Source organism: Paenibacillus sp. JJ1683, assembly GCF_053006485.1.
The window spans coordinates 2,620,421-2,636,871 of record NZ_CM129820.1 but is presented as its reverse complement, the minus strand read 5'-3'; the positions used below and the strand labels follow the sequence as shown (position 1 = coordinate 2,636,871).

The window sequence follows — 16,451 nt, the reverse complement described above, 5'->3', positions numbered from 1 at the left end:
TCACGGCTTAACGGCAAGGGAAATATATCTATCTGTATACAGATTATACTTTTAGATCACCATCATAGGTGGCAATCATTTTGTATAGTTCGGGACGACGATCACGGAAAATGCCCCATTCGATCCGTCCTACTTCCAGCTCGTCCAGATCAAATTCAGCGGTAAGCACTTCCTCATCGGTACGACCAGCCTCTGCCAACTTATTCCCTTGAGGGCCAGCGATAAAGGATGAGCCGTAGAAATTGATGCTGGATTCTTCATCGGTTTCCTTTCCGATACGGTTGGAAGCAATGACTGGAATCAGATTGGAAGCTGCATGACCTAGCATGCAAGTCTGCCAGTGATCCTTAGAGTCAATGGAGGAATCTTGTGGTTCTGAACCAATCGCTGTCGGGTAAAATAAAATTTCTGCGCCCATAAGCGCCATACAGCGGGCCGCCTCAGGATACCATTGATCCCAGCACACGCCTACTCCGATTTTGGCATAACGTGTATTCCACACTTTAAAACCGGTGTCGCCCGGATTAAAATAAAACTTTTCCTCATACCCAGGGCCGTCCGGGATGTGGCTTTTGCGGTATTTACCTAACACTTCACCATCTGCATCAATAACAGCAAGACTGTTGTAACGAGCATAGTTCTTCTTCTCGTAGAAGCTGATTGGCAGCACAACCTGCAATTCCTTGGCAATCTTCTTGAAATGGTTAACCGCTTTGTTGTGCTCCAACTCAGTTGCATATACATAATAATCAGACTTTTCCTTCTGGCAGAAGTATGGAGTTTCGAACAATTCCTGCAGCAAAATAATTTGCGCACCTTGGGCTGCCGCTTCACGTACCAACTTCTCTGCTTTGCTGATATTTTCTTCGATATTGGTAGAACAGCTCATTTGAGTTGCTGCCACTTTTACTTTTCTCACCTTAGTCCTCCTTATAAATGTTGTATCGTTCAACGCTTTACAGCAGGCATCTGCTGGGTTGTACAGTGTACGTTACCGCCTTCACGGATAACTGCCATACCATCTACAGTGCGGATCTTGCGATTCGGGAATACTTTTGACAGCACTTGCTGGGCTGCAAGATCACTCTCAGCAGCAGTTCCGCCAAACACAGGCAAAATAATGCCGCCATTCACAAAGTAGAAGTTAATATAGCTAAGTGTCAGTCGGCTGTCTTCATAATCCACACGCGGCGGTTGGCCGATTTGAATCACTTCCAGCTTACGACCTTTGGCATCCGTTGCTTGCTCTAGAATACGCAGATTTTCCTGCGTGATTTCATAATTTTCATCCTCAGGATCATCACATACTTGCATAATGACCTTGCCAGGAGCAGCGAAGCAAGCAATATTGTCCACATGACCATCCGTTTCGTCGCCACTGAGTCCACGTTTTAGCCAGATAATTTTCTCGGCACCTGTATATTCGCATACGTACCGTTCTATTTCTTCTCGGCTTAATTCCGGATTGCGGTTGGGATTGAGCAAGCACTCTTCGGTTGTAATTAGAGTACCTTCGCCATCTACATGCAATGAGCCGCCTTCCATTACTAGCGGTGCATCTAACCGCGGAACTCCAAGTTTGTCCAGTATTTGCGGCGCAACCTGGTCATCCAGATCCCATGGAGCATATTTGCCGCCCCAAGCATTAAACTTCCAGTTAATACCTGCCAACTGACCCTGCTCATCCGTCAGAAAAGTTGGACCGTTATCACGTAGCCACGCATCGCTGTGCTCTATCGGTAACAGTTCTACCTGTTCCCCGAGCTCAAGCGCTTTAACGCTCTCCAGATCATCTGGATTTACGACTACGGTAACTGGTTCAAATTCCGCCATAGCACTTACGATTTCGGCATAACCCTTACATACCTCGGCATGCATATCGGGGTAAACCATTGAAGATTTTACAGGCCAGGAAATATACGTACGTTCATGTGGCGCCCATTCAGGCGGCATCTTATAATGTGAATCCTTAATTTGCATGTATTGAAACTCTCTTTCTTTTCAGAATGTAGACTCCGCTCCTATCATACAATAATATGATCTTTGTCTCAATCGAAGCGGAAAAGTTTTAATAATTTACATTGAAATTTGAGAAATTACTTTGAAAAGGTGATTGCTTTCACCGTACTGCCATCAAAATCCTTCACGGTAAATTGTGCTCCCTCCAGCACACCATAAGAGGATGGATAGTTTTCTTTTGGCAATGCGATTGAACCAGGGTTCAGTACAAAGACCCCATTTTCCACATCTGCTACCGGAATATGAGTGTGTCCTTGAATGAATACATCACCCGCTTCAAGTGGCGGTAAATTTCCGATACTAAAACCATGTCCATGCGTGATATAGATTCGCCGTCCTTCATGGTACAGTAAAGCATAATCACCCATCATCGGAAAATCCAGCAACATCTGATCCACTTCTGCATCGCAATTCCCGCGTACCGACACCGCAATGTGAGATTTGTACTTGTTCAGCATAGAAGCCACTTCCGCTGGGTTATATCCTTCCGGTAACGGATTTCGCGGTCCATGATACATGTAATCTCCAAGCAAGACAAGACGGTCAGCTTTCTCCTCCTTGAATTTTACCAGTGCCAATTGCAACCAGTACAGCGAGCCATGAATATCTGATATAAACATTAATTTCATAGTTTTTCCTTCCTTTCTGAATAGGCCATAGTAATTTGGAAATATTCCTCTTACGTTCATTATTACATTATTCCCTGAACAAATCTGTGCAAAAATGTTTCTTTACGTTGGGTAGTTCTCTGTAAAGACGCAAAACTACAGTTCCAAATGAACTGTAGTTTTATGGTTAATTTCTTATATACTTGTGCTTGTCATCTTCGGTAATTTTACGGATGACCTTACAAGGGTTTCCTGCGGCAATCACACCAGAAGGAACATCTTTGGTAACAATGCTTCCTGCACCAATAATTGAATTATCCCCTATCGTGACGCCCGCCAGAACGCAAACATTACCACCAATCCAAACATTATTGCCCACAGTAATTGGAAATACAATTTCCAACCCTTCATTACGTTGCTCCACATCAAGAGGATGACCCGCAGTATAAAATCCGCAGTTAGGAGCAACAAATACATTATCACCGAACACTATTTTTGCCCCGTCAAGCATGACTGTATTGTGATTACTATAAAAGTTTTCACCGATTTCGATATTATACCCATAGTCACACACAAAAGGCTGCTCAATCAAGAATCTATCCGTTGTCTTTCCTAATAAAGTTTTGATGAGTGTTTCTCGTTCTTCCATATTACTAGGATGGAGCTGATTATATTCGTAGCAGAGACCTTTGGCGTATAGACGTTCCTCAATCAATTCTTCATCATAATTAGCATTGTATAGGAGTCCTAATTGTGATTTTTCTTTTTCTGTCATCGCTTGTCCACACTCCGTTTATGTAGTTAGATTCTCGTGGTAAATGACGCTTATAAAAAAATTGGCGACCGCTTCCCCCATAATAAAGCAGAGGCGGTCGCCACGTAAAAAACATCATTATGTTTTTATAACTTAGTTACTGGTTTATTTATAAATTAACGTTTCAAGCTTCCACCGTTTGTGGCAATAACCTCTTTGTACCAGTGGAATGATTTTTTTCGGTATCTTTCAAGTGTACCGCTGCCATCATCATGACGGTCAACATAAATGTAACCATAACGTTTTTTAAGCTGAGCAGTCGACGCGCTGACAAGGTCGATACAGCCCCAAGATGTATAGCCCAGAACCTCTACTCCATCTTCAATCGCTTCCCCAACTTGAACCAAATGATCATTCAGATAGTTGATCCGGTAGTCATCTTCAACCGTTTTTTCACCTTTTTCATTGGTGATAAGCTCGTCCACAGCGCCCAGACCATTTTCAACGATGAACAGTGGTTTTTGGAAACGATCATAGAATGTATTCAGCACATAGCGCAGACCTTGCGGATCAATTTGCCAACCCCACTCACTTGCCTCGAGATGCGGATTGCTCACCCCACCGAGGATGTTACCTTCACCTTTGACTTTTTTAGCTTCGTCTGCAGTCTCACAAGTACTCATGTAATAGCTGAACGAGATAAAATCAACCGTATGCTTCAGATCTTCAGCATCACCTGGCTCAAAATGAATAGAGATTCCGTTTTCTTTGAAGAAACGTTTCATGTAACCTGGATATTGACCTCTTGCATGAATATCGGCAAATGCCATGTTTCTGTGATCAAATTCCATTGCTGCAATTACATCGTCTGGATTAGGTGTCAGCGGATAAGTAGGCATACTCAGTACCATACAACCAATTTTGAAATCAGGATTAATCTGATGACCGATTTTTACCGCTCTTGCACTCGCTACCAGCTCATGGTGAATAGCTTGATAAAGATCTTGTTCACTAAGTTGATCTTTTGGTGTGCTAATCCCGCCACTCATGAAGGGTGCTTCAAGAATGGAGTTAATTTCATTGAATGTCAACCAGTATTTTACTTTATCTTTGTAGCGATTAAATACAGTTGTTGCATAGCGCTCATAGAAATCAACCAGCTTACGGTTTACCCAACCATCGTATTCTCTGGACAAATGTAAAGGTGTTTCATAATGAGATAATGTAACGAGTGGCTCAATGCCATATTTATGAAGTTCATCAAACAAATCATCATAAAATTGCAAGCCTTGTTCATTAGGTTCCAACTCGTCACCTTTAGGGAAGATACGTGACCAAGCTATGGAAGTACGGAACACTTTAAAGCCCATTTCCGCAAAAAGTTTGATATCTTCTTTATAATGATGGTAAAAATCAATACCGATCAACTTCATATTATCTTCTGTTGGTACATCCGTAACCGGCCCCCAACCACCACGAGGAGTTACATCCTGAATGGACCAGCCTTTTCCGTCTTCTTGATAAGCGCCTTCGAGCTGATTAGCAGCAACTGCTCCGCCCCACAGGAAATCTTTTGGAAACTGTGTACTCATATTTTCTCCGCCTTTGCTGATGTTTTTTCATTAACTAGGACATAAACACGTTACCTCTACGCTAATGTTTATAAAGTACTTCTAATTGAATCTTAAGGTTTGTAACGCGTTTCATGTCAAGTATTATTTTAAAAACTTGCAGAGTCTATAATCGTATTATCTCCAATACTTACTTCCATATTTATAACAACGTCCCCACCCATCTATCCGTTAATTACCAATTGTAACTGGGTGAGCTATTCTTCAAAGCGGAAGGCCTCTATTTTCTTTTTTCCACCAATTGTAAATTGTAAGTCAGGCTTTCAAGGGTAACTGAAATCAACCCATACATGTATTCATCGTGCGTATCGTTTTTCACAAAAATCTCAGGCATATGTTCTTTGGGTACATCTTTAAGACAGCCGTTATAAATATCATCCAACAGTGCTGGCTTAGATAACTCTCCAGTCAAAGCGATCGATACAGGGTCTATAATCGCAATAATGGATGTTATCGTTTTGATCGCCAGAGGAACAAATTCCTGTGTGCTATTTAACTGTTTAAGCTGTTCCTCTCTCGTTATGCCAAAGGGTAAAAAGGAAACTTCCCCAGCAAATTTGGTATTTCCTTTTAACAAATGTCCATCGACAATAAAACCCGCTCCCGGAAAATTATCCTTGGGAAACGTAACAATAGCGAAGGTTTTGTCCTCATCATAATTTTGCATGTTATAAAATCCATAGACGGTCAGATGCATATCATTTTCAATGGTGACTTCTAACCCGTATTTATCTTGAAGGCGTGGTCCTACAGGGACTCCTATCAGCAGATCAAGATCACAGACATCAATAACCCCTTGATGAACAACCCCCGGAATGCCAATACCAACGGCTTTGACGTTTCCATAGGTATGAATTAGCTCTCCGATTTGGTCATCTATGACTTCATAATCAATATGCGGCACAACGGATGTATTCTCTGCGATAATATCGCCAAGCATATTGGCCACAGCATAAGTAAGAGAATGTACTCCTCCTTCTGTTTTCACAGTTAAACAAATAATATAGGAATAATCAGCGTTATATTTGTACCGTCTAGCCGGGCGACCGCCACTCGACTCTTCCAATTCCATCTCTAATACTTCTCCGGTTTGAAGAAGCTCATTCAGAATATTCCCACAGGTTGCCACACTAAGTCCTGTAATACTGGCTATAGACGACTTGGTTGCAAATTCCTTGGATTTCAGTGTGTTTTTAACTAGCTCTACATTAATTCGTTTGACCCGAATGGTATTATTGGAGACTGGTTGTATTTGAATACACCCCTTTTGAAGTGATTATTAAAAGGTTAATAATAAGCTGTAATATAACGCCCGGTCTGCAATAAGTCAATTTGCACAACCCGTACGCAAGAATATGATTCTCCATTCGATTAGTCGATCATCATGATATACTATGGATAAGAGGCAAAAATTTAGTGATAAAACTAACAAGAAAAGGGAGATTCTATTGGCAACTAGCGAATATGTAGCAATCATTGCGTTGATCCTCTCCGTCATACTTTTGTTCAAGGTCTACCGTCTTCAATCTCGACTTAATAACCTGAAATCCGATGTGGAGCGTCTTGAGAACCGTTCAGGACCAACGGAAACATCGATGTCAAGTACAATTACTCCCCCTCCTCCACATTTCCTAGACGCAGAAGCTTCAAAAGAAATCAATCAAAGGCTGCTTCTACTGATCAGGGAAGGAAATAAGATTCAAGCCATAAAAGAATTAAGAATCGCTAAGGATATGTCTCTTAAGGATGCAAAAGATTATGTAGATCATTTGGAAAAGCTTTAAGAAAGGAAGAATTAAAATGAGTGTCAGCAAAACAAACGCCATGCGCATATTAGACGGGCAACACATCCACTACAATATTTTGAGTTATGACCATCAAGATGGAAAAATAGACGGTATGAACGTAGCCGAAAAGATCCAAAGAGCACCGGAATCCGTTTTCAAAACCTTGGTTGCACATAGCAAACAAAATCTGTTTGTTTTTGTGATTCCTGTACATAAAGAGCTTGATCTCAAAAAGGCTGCCAAATCTGCGGGAGAGAAAAAAATTGAAATGCTTCCTGTTAAGGAGTTGCAAAAGCATACAGGATATATTCGCGGTGGCTGCTCTCCCATAGGAATGAAAAAGCTCTACCCCACTTATATCGACCAGCCCGCAGTTGAACTGGAAACGATCGTTGTAAGCGGCGGGAAAATTGGAACTCAGCTGGAACTGAGTCCGCACGATTTGGCTCAAATCATTCAAGCACAGTTTACAGATCTATCGCACACGGTATAAAACTCATCATGTCATCATAAAATCTTTATGCGTATTTTCTCTTAATCCTATGCTTCATCATGCTTCAACCTAGAGAGGAAGATCAAATGATGCATAATGATTGCTCAAAGAAAGTCGGAATCCCCCAACCCATCAGAAGTGATGGTGCAGGGGGCATCGACAAGGGTCCACGTGATGTGATGAGGGATTTACAAAATCCGGATATGCTGGTTCCTCCCGTAACGGACAATGGTCTCATACCGAATATGCGGTTTTCTTTTTCAGATGCTCATATGCAGCTTAATCATGGTGGGTGGTCAAGAGAAGTTACAGTAAGGGAATTACCCATTGCCACAACTCTTGCCGGAGTGAATATGAGTTTGACACCGGGCGGTGTCCGTGAGCTTCACTGGCATCAGCAGGCAGAATGGTCTTATATGCTGTTAGGAAGTGCACGTATTACGGCAGTTGACCAAGATGGACGTAATTTTATTGCTGATGTGGGCCCAGGCGATCTCTGGTACTTTCCACCAGGCATCCCTCATTCTATACAGGGCCTTGAAGAAGGCTGTGAGTTTTTGCTGGTTTTCGATGATGGCAGTTTTTCCGATCTGAACACCTTATCCATCTCAGATTGGTTCGCCCATACTCCCAAAGAGGTGATTTCTGCAAATTTCGGGATTCCAGAAACCGATTTTGCAGCCATTCCTCAAGACCAAGTCTACATCTATCAGGATTCCGTTCCCGGTTCAATCCAAAGTCAAGCGGTTCCCTCTCCCTATGGGACGTTGCCCCTATCCTTTAAGCATGAATTACTAGCTCAGCCCCCGATCAAAACACCGGGCGGAAGCGTACGGATCGTCGACTCCTCCAATTTTCCGATTTCCAAAACTATCGCAGCTGCCCTGGTTGAGATTGAACCCGGAGCCATGCGAGAAATGCATTGGCACCCTAATAATGACGAATGGCAATACTACCTTGCCGGGCAAGGACGGATGACTGTCTTTGGTGGTAATGGTGCAGCCCGTACATTTGATTTTAGAGCCGGGGATGTTGGATATGTGCCTTTTGCTTATGGTCATTACATTCAAAATACTGGCTCCAGCACACTATGGTTTCTTGAAATGTTTAAAAGTGACCGTTTTGCGGATGTGTCCTTAAATCAATGGATGGCTCTTACGCCTACAGAACTGATTCAAAGTAATTTACACGTTGGTTCTGATGTAATCTCTAATTTACGAAAGGTCAAATGGCCCGTCGTCAAGTATCCTGGTTACTCTTATGACCCTAAAAATAAATAAAGGAATCACTTCGTCATGATGTCTTCCAGCTGTTTCTGTGGCTCAGAACAAACTGCTCAAATGAGACCGGACAGCGCCCAGTGACAAGCTTAACGGTATCGGTCACTTGATCTTCACTTCCGTTTTCACGTATCCTTCTATCCAATCCTGCCAGCATATCTGCATATTCTTCAGGCATTCCAGCGCGAACCATGCCCGCTTTCAACTCTTCATCAGACAAAGAGATATGCTGGATCGGTTGGACTGTTGATTTCCCAATAATTTCAGCCACTTCGTTATATGTTAGTGTTTGAGGTCCAGTGATGACATGAGCTGTGTTGTGTGGTTTATCGTCAATAAGAGCCCTCACTCCCACTTCTGCAATGTCATCTGCACTTACGAAGCCTATTCTCCCGTTTTGGGTTGCACTATAAATGGCCTTGTTGTTTTTGATCGTTTCCACATGCTGGCCTTCTGTGAAATTCTCCATAAAGTAGGATGGCTGCAATACAGCCCACTCTGGAGCTAATCTACGAAGTGCTTGATGTACAGGTCCAAATACTGGCCCGTCCTCAGGCACAGATGCGCTGCCTAAAAGCACGAATCTTTGCACTCCTTCTCTCAAGGCCCTCTCAATAAAAGGAATCATCACTTTGGCGGGATTGACGTCCAACACAGGTACTACCAAATAAATTTTATCTACATTCATCAGCGCCTGTGTATGTGTTGATTCATCATACCAATCAAAATATACATAATCTTCTTCTTCCCAATTGCCAGGTTTAGTACGCCCTGCCAAACGTACTGGATACTGAAGTTGCGTAAGTTTGGCAGCTACACGGCTGCCTGTTTTGCCGTTTGCCCCTGTAATCAACGTTATATTTCTGTCTTTCATAAAATTCAACTCCTATTTAAATTTTTTATCTTAGTCTAGATTTTCATATCTCCATGAGGCTTGAACTCTTTCATTCATGATTTCAAGGCTTCAAGAGCTACCAAAGGGTTCCAGTAATCTTTGTAGTGAGTAATTTTTCCGTTCTTCAACTTAATAACAGAAATGTAGGTTTGATTATACGGTTTACCTGTGCTCACAGCCTGCGCCTCACAGGCAAATTCGGCCACGAATAAATCCGGGTCCGTTGTCGTATGGATAATTGGTGAAGAGAAATCCTGAATCCGAAGCATATTAGGAAATTCCTTAATATACTCGTAAATCGCTGCTTTGCCTTGAAGCATTTGTGCAAAATGCTTAGGCGCATAAGGGAACTCGAAAACAGCGTGATCATCAAATAATGAAATCCATTGCTCCATATTTTCTTCTAACATGTTGCTCATAAATTTATGCATGACTGCTTGCGCTTGCTGTTTTGCTTTGTCGGTATTCGGATTGATTGTCATGGTAGACACCTCGCATAATTATTTTTAGTTCCTGCTTAAAACAAATTCAAGACAGAAATTAAACATAAGAATTCTAGATTGATCAGTCTATAATACTCAAAAAAAATTTGACTAATTGGTCTAGAATATTCAAAAAATAAACGCTATTAAGCGTTCATAAAGATCACTCCAAAATCGACAGCGTCGTACGCACAACATCTCTAAGCACCTCAGGGCTTGCGCCTGTCTTGGCGGTAAATGTCAGCGATAGTCGGGCATGATTTAGAAATCTGGCTATTGACAACAGTTCAGATTCCGTAGCATGAATCTCCCCCTCACTTTGGGCGCGGACTAGGGCGTTGTAAAAAGCAAGTTCAAGCTTTTCAGTGTTTTCAGTAATAAAAGCTTTGATCTCATGATGATGCGGAGCCTGTTCAATAGCACTGTTCATAATAAAGCATTCCTTCGACAGCCTCTTATCCATCAAGACTCTAACAGATTCATTAAAAATCATCGCTATTGCATCCTTAATGCTCCCAGGTTGACTGAGCAGATGTACTACGGCTTCGGTTTTGTCACTTATGTACAGCTGAATAGCCGAAAAAAACAAATCATATTTCGTGCCGTAGGTATCATAAAGACTCTGCCGCGCTATACCCAGCTGATCCAGTAAAATGGTCAGAGAAGTTCCCTCATAGCCATGCTCTCCAAATACAGCCATAGCTTTTCGCAGAACACTTTCAGTATCAAATTCTTTAGCTCTTCCCAAACCTCATGTTCACCTCCTTGCTTATGATTATAATTTTCACAGACTGATCAGTCAAGAAAATAAAATTGATTTTATATAATTTTATTCACAAAAAACCATCGTACCGAAATACGATGGTTTAGGAATGTTTATTTTATCCAAACGCTCAGGTGTAAATGATGCAATCCGACTATTCCTCAGAGTCTACGTTATGGTAAACCTGCTGAACATCCTCCAAATCTTCTAATGCATCAATCAATTTATCAAATTGAGCCTGTGCATCTTCTGGAAGAGTAATATCATTTTGCGCAAGCATGGTGAGCTCGGCAACGGTAAACTCCGTTACTCCTGCCTGCTTGAAAGCTTCCTGAACAGCATGGAATTGATCAGGTTCTGCATATACGATGACAGCTTCATCTTCTTCGATGATGTCACGAACCTCGACATCTGCCTCCATCAACAGCTCCAGCACTTCATCTGGAGTTTTACCCACCAGACCAATAACTGCTGTTGAATCAAACATATAGGCTACAGATCCGCTCACGCCCAGGCTACCGCCATTTTTAGTAAAAGCAGAACGCACATCCGATGCTGTACGGTTCACGTTATTCGTCAGTGCATCTACAATGACCATGGAACCGTTCGGTCCGAAACCTTCATAACGAAGCTCTACGTAGTTTTCATCGCCAGCACCTTTTGCTTTTTCAATAGCACGGTCAATGATCGCTTTCGGTACATTGTACGTTTTTGCACGTTCTAACACGACTCTTAGGACCCGATTGGATTCAGGATCAGGCTCGCCCTGTTTGGCTGCCACATAAATTTCCACGCCAAATTTAGCATATATACGACTCGTATTAGCATCCTTGGATGCCTTCTTTTCTTTAATGTTATTCCACTTACGTCCCATAATATCCCGCTCTCTTCCTGTATGAATATACACAACGAACTTCATTATATCCTTGTATATTATATCTCCTAAAGGACATACGAACAAGTTCAAACACTCCGTTATGGAAAAATAAACAATTCTGCCTACAATCCTCCTCATCTATGGACAACAATCCTATGAATGTCTAAGATGAGGAGGAAGTCTGACTTGAAGGAGATTATTCACTTGGATGTCTTATATAAAAAGTTGAGCAATAACCATGAAATCACGGTATATGAAACCACGGAGCTATATGGTGAAAAGGGGTTATTTCGTGTGATGGAATTTTCAAATGCGGCTGTCCAAGGTGCGCTAGATTTGAATCATCCGCAACGCATTCTGTTCGAATATCCCAGAGCAATCATCCATCTTATGGAGCTGAACGATCCGTCATTTGAAGACGTGTTTGTTATCGGGCATGGTATAGGCACGATTGCGGGTCACTTTACAGATAAACGTTTTAAGATTGCCGAGCTGGATTCGCAAGTGGTAGAATTCAGCCGAACATTCTTTGGGTACGACCAGAACAATGTGACTATTGGCGATGGACGTCGCATCCTGGAGAAGGAGGCCCCGGATGCTTTTGACTATATTATATTGGACGCCTTCACGGAGCAGGGTACACCCTTGCATTTAGTATCCTGGGAATTTTTCAAGATGGCTAAAGAAAAGCTGGATTCCGAAGGATCGCTAATTATGAATGTAATGGGCAAAAGTGAACACGATCATCTAGTCCATGCCATTCACACAACGTTGCGTGAAGAATTCGCCTATGTCACAACATTCTCTCTACCATCGGAAGGCGTTGCCGACATTCAAAATATCATTATGATAGGTCGAGACAAGCCTATTCGTTTTCAGGCACGTCAGATGGCGGACTTTCATGAGATTACACTTGGAGAAGGTCATATTCTGCGGGATACAGATGCTTAGTGTTGTATGAGACTCAATATTCTTCTCTCTACATCATGGATATGAATCGACTCTTTGTTGCTGTTTCTTCGCTCTACGAATTCTACTTTTCCGTGTTCAGCATCTTTACCAACGACGATGCGCACGGGAATACCTACTAAATCTGAATCTTTAAATTTAACTCCTGGACGTTCGTCACGATCATCTAGAAGAACCTCTATACCGCGATCCTGTAGTTGGCAGTATAGCTCCTCGGCTATTTGCATCTGAAGCTTGTATTTCACTGAAATCGGAATGATATGAACCTGAAACGGAGCCAGTGCGTGGGGCCATATCATTCCGTTCTGGTCATGATTCTGCTCTACAATGGCGGACAGGATTCGGGAAATGCCAATACCATAGCAGCCCATAATCATCGCTTGATCGGTTCCGGACGCATCTAGAAAGGTCGCCCCTAGCTTCTCACTGTACTTGGTGCCCAGTTTGAATACGTGTCCAATCTCAATTCCACGGTGGAGTTCCAATTTCCCTTCGTCACATCGAGGACATCTATCCCCTTCTATAACATTGCGCAAGTCTGCCACATGCCGAAGATCCATATCACGCCTTGGATTCACATGCCGATAATGGTAGTCCTGCTCGTTCGCGCCTGCAAGACCGCTGGACATTTGAACAACGGCGTAATCCACCCACACAGGGATTGTCAAGCCGCATGGGCCTATGGACCCGGGTGGGGTTCCAGTCACCTTTGTGACGGTGTCTGCATTTGCTATTTCGAATTTTTCACTACCTAAAATTTGTTTGACTTTTACTTCGTTGACCTCATGATCTCCCCTGACAACTACAGCAATAGGTTGATCGTTAGCCATATAAATCAATGTTTTGATGATTTCTTGGGGCTCTATGTGAAGGGTATCAACCAGTTGTTCTATGGTCCGCAGACCTGGAGTATACAGTTTTTCCATTTCATCTGTATCGATAGAAGGATGGCTGTCATGTTCATTTTCATCGGAGACAGAAGATATTCCTATGCTCCCCGTAGAACGTGGCTCTGCCTTTTCAAGATTGGCAGCATAATCACAGCAGGTACACGCCACTATGGTATCCTCTCCTATATCAGCCAGCGCCATAAATTCGTGGGTTTCACCTTCACCACCAATAGCACCAGCATCTGCTTCGACGGCGCGAAAATTCAGACTGCAGCGGGTGAAAATACGTTGATATGCCTGGAACATGGCCCAATAAGTGTGATCTAGTCCCTCCCAATTGGCATCAAACGAATAGGCATCCTTCATCAAAAATTCTCTGCTGCGAAGCAACCCAAACCGAGGACGTCGTTCATCCCGAAACTTGGTTTGAATTTGATACAGTGTTACAGGCAATTTCCGATAGGAATTCACTTCATTTCGTATTAAAGACGTAATGACCTCTTCATGTGTAGGCCCTAATGCAAACTCCCGATCATGTCGATCTTGCAGACGCATCAGCTCTGAACCGTACACATCGTATCTCCCCGATTCTTGCCACAGTTCCGTTGGCTGTAATACAGGCATCAGCAATTCTCCAGCTCCTGCACGATCCATCTCATCTCGTACAATTTGTTCCACATTTCTGAGTACCCGTCTGCCCAGTGGCATATAGGTATACATTCCAGCCGCCAATTGGCGGATAAATCCTGCCCGCAGCATAAGCTGATGACTAATCACTTCGGCCTCTGCAGGTGCTTCACGCAAGGTTGTCAGTAATAATTGGCTTTGGCGCATGTGTGGCTTCCTCCTTGTAAGAACGATAAAATGTACGCAAAAAAGACACATCCGTCAGGGACGAATGTGTCGTGGTACCACCCTTCATTTGACCGTAACCATATTCGGGACGGTCCTTCTTCAGATAACGGCATCTGGCCGGTAACGGTTTATCTTACGCACCGCTACAGCTCGCAAGGCAGGAAAACGTTCATTCGCGGCGAGAAACCTTTCAGCCCATGGGTTTCTTCTCTGTACAGCGGGTAATTGAACCTTTGATCCTTGGTCTACACTATTCCTATATATTACAATTTTCACCACTTTACACGAAACGCAGATTCAAGTCAAGGAGATAATTGTCTATCTGGGCTCAGCCAAGGACATGAACGATATTTAGATTTTAAGATAATCAAATTCCTTTCATTACCATATTGCAAAATGAGCGGCCAGATTTTAGGACGGATACGCCTGCGAAAACCCAGAACAAATCGGACAAACCGAGGTGAAATATCCCAAATACGAACGGCTTCTTGCTCTACTCCTTTGGGTAGCTCCTTGGAAAATAAAAAACGGTTAAGCGAACGCGTGATAACACCTGATATCGCCTCAATCGTGCTGACATCCATTACGATGATTGTGTCGGAACGCTGGAGTCGCTCGGTAAAATAACGTTCATGATAATTCCCTTCGATAATCCACTCTTCCCCTTGCAGGACTTCACCCAGCTGTTTATGAAATTGTTTGTCTGTGCTCCGCTTCCACTCCGGTCCCCAATACAAATCATCCAACGAAATATACGGCAAATGAGTCCACATCGACAGTCGTTTGGCCAAAAAAGTCTTGCCGCTCCCCGGTGAGCCGATTACGATAATACGTTTAGCATGCTGCACAGCTAGAAGCTCGTCACTCACTTCCCCACGTAAGGTTAGCGTTGAATAAATCAGTCGATATAGAAATCCTACTGCCAAAGCCCCTCCCTTTAAAAGCAAATAAAGAAGAAACAGCGGCAGAAAAACAATAGCGTATTTCACACTGTCCATCAGACAACCTGCCCCTTTTATACATTCAATATTTGAGATCATTACATCTGTGAAGCTCTAAATACACGCTGTTGTAGGTTAAGTGTTCTCTTCTTTACTTATGTATTTTTCTTTTTAAAATACACACCCTTAAAAAATACAAAATTTTGCGAATGTGTGCCATACAACTCCTGGAACCTAGAATGGAGTTTATTCACAGAAATGGTGTCTGAGACTGTCCGATCCGTTTGTATGGTTAAGTCGACACAACTGATTCCAAACTGGCACACTTGCTCCATAGGATAACCTTGGGTAATTCCATAAATCATCCCGGCAATAAAAGCGTCATCTGCGCCTGTGACATCAATGACCTGTTGAACTGGAGGGATAGGGATTTGTCCATGAGTTCCATCCTGAGAAGCAAACAACACATGCTCAGCACTGCAGATAATAATGACATTTTGAACCCCTAGTTTGTGAAAAACTCGAGCTGCGTCCAATATCTGCTGGTCATCTTTAAGTTCCAGTCCCAAATAAGCTTCAGCCTCTTCCGGTTGGCATACTAGCCATTCCACCCCATGCAAATTTCGGGGAAGCTTTCTCATCTTGGAAGCTGACACCGATGAAACGACAAGGGGAACCTGATGTTCCTGACAGACATGTATGGTGGCCGCTATTACGTTCATAGAGAAATTAGTGTCCAGCAGAACAAGTCGGGACGAGGCGATTAAAGGAATATTTTCAAAAATTACTGAAGGACGAATCTGATCATAAATCTCCATTTCTGCTGTCGCTACAATCATCTCACCATGCTCGTTTAGCAAGGCAGTATAAACGCCAGTTGACGACTCACCTTTGACTTGAAGAGGAATCACATGCATGTAACGGCTAGACTGTTCGATGATAAATTCGCCTTCCGCATCATCTCCAACTGCGGTTAGCAGGCTGACCCGTCGGCTCAACCTCCCTAAATTTTCAGCTACATTCCGTGCTACCCCACCGCAAGATTGCAGCCTAGTGCTGCTCGGATTGGAGGTGTGAAGCTGAAATGTACCCTTAACCATGATTTTACGATCCAGATTTGCCCCTCCGATACACAGTATTTGTTCACTAGAGGGCCAAGGCTCGTCCTGTTCATTTTTGTGAATTTTTTTTAATTTCATCATTTGAC

17 protein-coding genes are annotated in these 16,451 nt (G+C 42.9%); 4 read left to right on the top strand and 13 right to left on the bottom strand.

Annotated features, from left to right (window positions below):
- Positions 1-43: 43 nt before the first annotated feature.
- The 6 genes from aguB to ACUC6J_RS11420 all read right to left on the bottom strand — a co-directional run bounded on the left by aguB (position 44) and on the right by ACUC6J_RS11420 (position 6,141).
- Positions 44-919, bottom strand: coding sequence for an N-carbamoylputrescine amidase (gene aguB, locus ACUC6J_RS11445; protein ID WP_025364806.1), 876 nt, complete (start codon positions 917-919; stop codon positions 44-46).
- A 29-nt stretch (positions 920-948) separates the two neighbouring features.
- The gene (locus tag ACUC6J_RS11440; protein WP_031463472.1) at positions 949-1,980 is read right to left on the bottom strand and encodes an agmatine deiminase family protein; all 1,032 of its coding nucleotides are present in this window, start codon (positions 1,978-1,980) and stop codon (positions 949-951) included.
- 116 nt (positions 1,981-2,096) lie between these two features.
- On the bottom strand, positions 2,097-2,648 hold the full coding sequence (gene yfcE / locus ACUC6J_RS11435) for a phosphodiesterase (protein ID WP_025364804.1): 552 nt from the start codon (positions 2,646-2,648) through the stop codon (positions 2,097-2,099).
- Between the two features lie 166 nt (positions 2,649-2,814).
- Positions 2,815-3,402, bottom strand: coding sequence for a sugar O-acetyltransferase (locus tag ACUC6J_RS11430; RefSeq protein WP_447250218.1), 588 nt, complete (start codon positions 3,400-3,402; stop codon positions 2,815-2,817).
- 155 nt (positions 3,403-3,557) lie between these two features.
- A complete protein-coding gene (locus ACUC6J_RS11425) occupies positions 3,558-4,973 on the bottom strand; it encodes a glycoside hydrolase family 1 protein (RefSeq protein WP_025364802.1) in 1,416 nt (471 codons plus the stop codon).
- A 259-nt stretch (positions 4,974-5,232) separates the two neighbouring features.
- The gene (locus tag ACUC6J_RS11420) at positions 5,233-6,141 is read right to left on the bottom strand and encodes an ROK family protein (RefSeq protein ID WP_126666731.1); all 909 of its coding nucleotides are present in this window, start codon (positions 6,139-6,141) and stop codon (positions 5,233-5,235) included.
- Positions 6,142-6,460: 319 nt separating this feature from the next.
- Between ACUC6J_RS11420 and ACUC6J_RS11415 the strand changes: the two genes are divergently transcribed.
- From ACUC6J_RS11415 to ACUC6J_RS11405, 3 genes are all read left to right on the top strand, one after another.
- Positions 6,461-6,796 (top strand): hypothetical protein, encoded by a 336-nt coding sequence (locus ACUC6J_RS11415; RefSeq protein ID WP_025364800.1) that lies wholly within the window; start codon positions 6,461-6,463, stop codon positions 6,794-6,796.
- A 16-nt stretch (positions 6,797-6,812) separates the two neighbouring features.
- Positions 6,813-7,292, top strand: coding sequence for a Cys-tRNA(Pro) deacylase (gene ybaK / locus ACUC6J_RS11410; RefSeq protein WP_016818974.1), 480 nt, complete (start codon positions 6,813-6,815; stop codon positions 7,290-7,292).
- 89 nt (positions 7,293-7,381) lie between these two features.
- On the top strand, positions 7,382-8,572 hold the full coding sequence (locus tag ACUC6J_RS11405) for an oxalate decarboxylase family bicupin (protein ID WP_029514310.1): 1,191 nt from the start codon (positions 7,382-7,384) through the stop codon (positions 8,570-8,572).
- Between the two features lie 13 nt (positions 8,573-8,585).
- On the opposite strand, the gene ACUC6J_RS11400 is transcribed toward ACUC6J_RS11405, so the two are convergent.
- From ACUC6J_RS11400 to ACUC6J_RS11385, 4 genes are all read right to left on the bottom strand, one after another.
- A complete protein-coding gene (locus ACUC6J_RS11400; protein ID WP_107735024.1) occupies positions 8,586-9,446 on the bottom strand; it encodes an NmrA family NAD(P)-binding protein in 861 nt (286 codons plus the stop codon).
- Positions 9,447-9,520: 74 nt separating this feature from the next.
- A complete protein-coding gene (locus ACUC6J_RS11395) occupies positions 9,521-9,949 on the bottom strand; it encodes a nuclear transport factor 2 family protein (protein WP_447250217.1) in 429 nt (142 codons plus the stop codon).
- 163 nt (positions 9,950-10,112) lie between these two features.
- On the bottom strand, positions 10,113-10,697 hold the full coding sequence (locus ACUC6J_RS11390) for a TetR/AcrR family transcriptional regulator (protein WP_447250216.1): 585 nt from the start codon (positions 10,695-10,697) through the stop codon (positions 10,113-10,115).
- Between the two features lie 169 nt (positions 10,698-10,866).
- Positions 10,867-11,586, bottom strand: coding sequence for a YebC/PmpR family DNA-binding transcriptional regulator (locus ACUC6J_RS11385; RefSeq protein ID WP_025364795.1), 720 nt, complete (start codon positions 11,584-11,586; stop codon positions 10,867-10,869).
- Between the two features lie 189 nt (positions 11,587-11,775).
- Here ACUC6J_RS11385 and ACUC6J_RS11380 point away from each other — a divergent pair, with 189 nt between their 5' ends.
- Positions 11,776-12,540: a spermidine synthase gene (locus tag ACUC6J_RS11380; protein ID WP_017428510.1), complete on the top strand. Its 765-nt coding sequence runs from the start codon at positions 11,776-11,778 to the stop codon at positions 12,538-12,540.
- Here the strand turns inward: ACUC6J_RS11380 and ACUC6J_RS11375 are convergent.
- From ACUC6J_RS11375 to ACUC6J_RS11365, 3 genes are all read right to left on the bottom strand, one after another.
- The gene (locus tag ACUC6J_RS11375; RefSeq protein ID WP_447250215.1) at positions 12,537-14,282 is read right to left on the bottom strand and encodes a proline--tRNA ligase; all 1,746 of its coding nucleotides are present in this window, start codon (positions 14,280-14,282) and stop codon (positions 12,537-12,539) included. The genes ACUC6J_RS11380 and ACUC6J_RS11375 overlap by 4 nt on opposite strands.
- Before the next feature lie 323 nt (positions 14,283-14,605).
- A complete protein-coding gene (locus ACUC6J_RS11370) occupies positions 14,606-15,301 on the bottom strand; it encodes an adenylate kinase (protein ID WP_017428508.1) in 696 nt (231 codons plus the stop codon).
- 98 nt (positions 15,302-15,399) lie between these two features.
- Positions 15,400-16,443: a carbohydrate kinase family protein gene (locus tag ACUC6J_RS11365; protein WP_277376350.1), complete on the bottom strand. Its 1,044-nt coding sequence runs from the start codon at positions 16,441-16,443 to the stop codon at positions 15,400-15,402.
- Positions 16,444-16,451 lie beyond the last annotated feature (8 nt).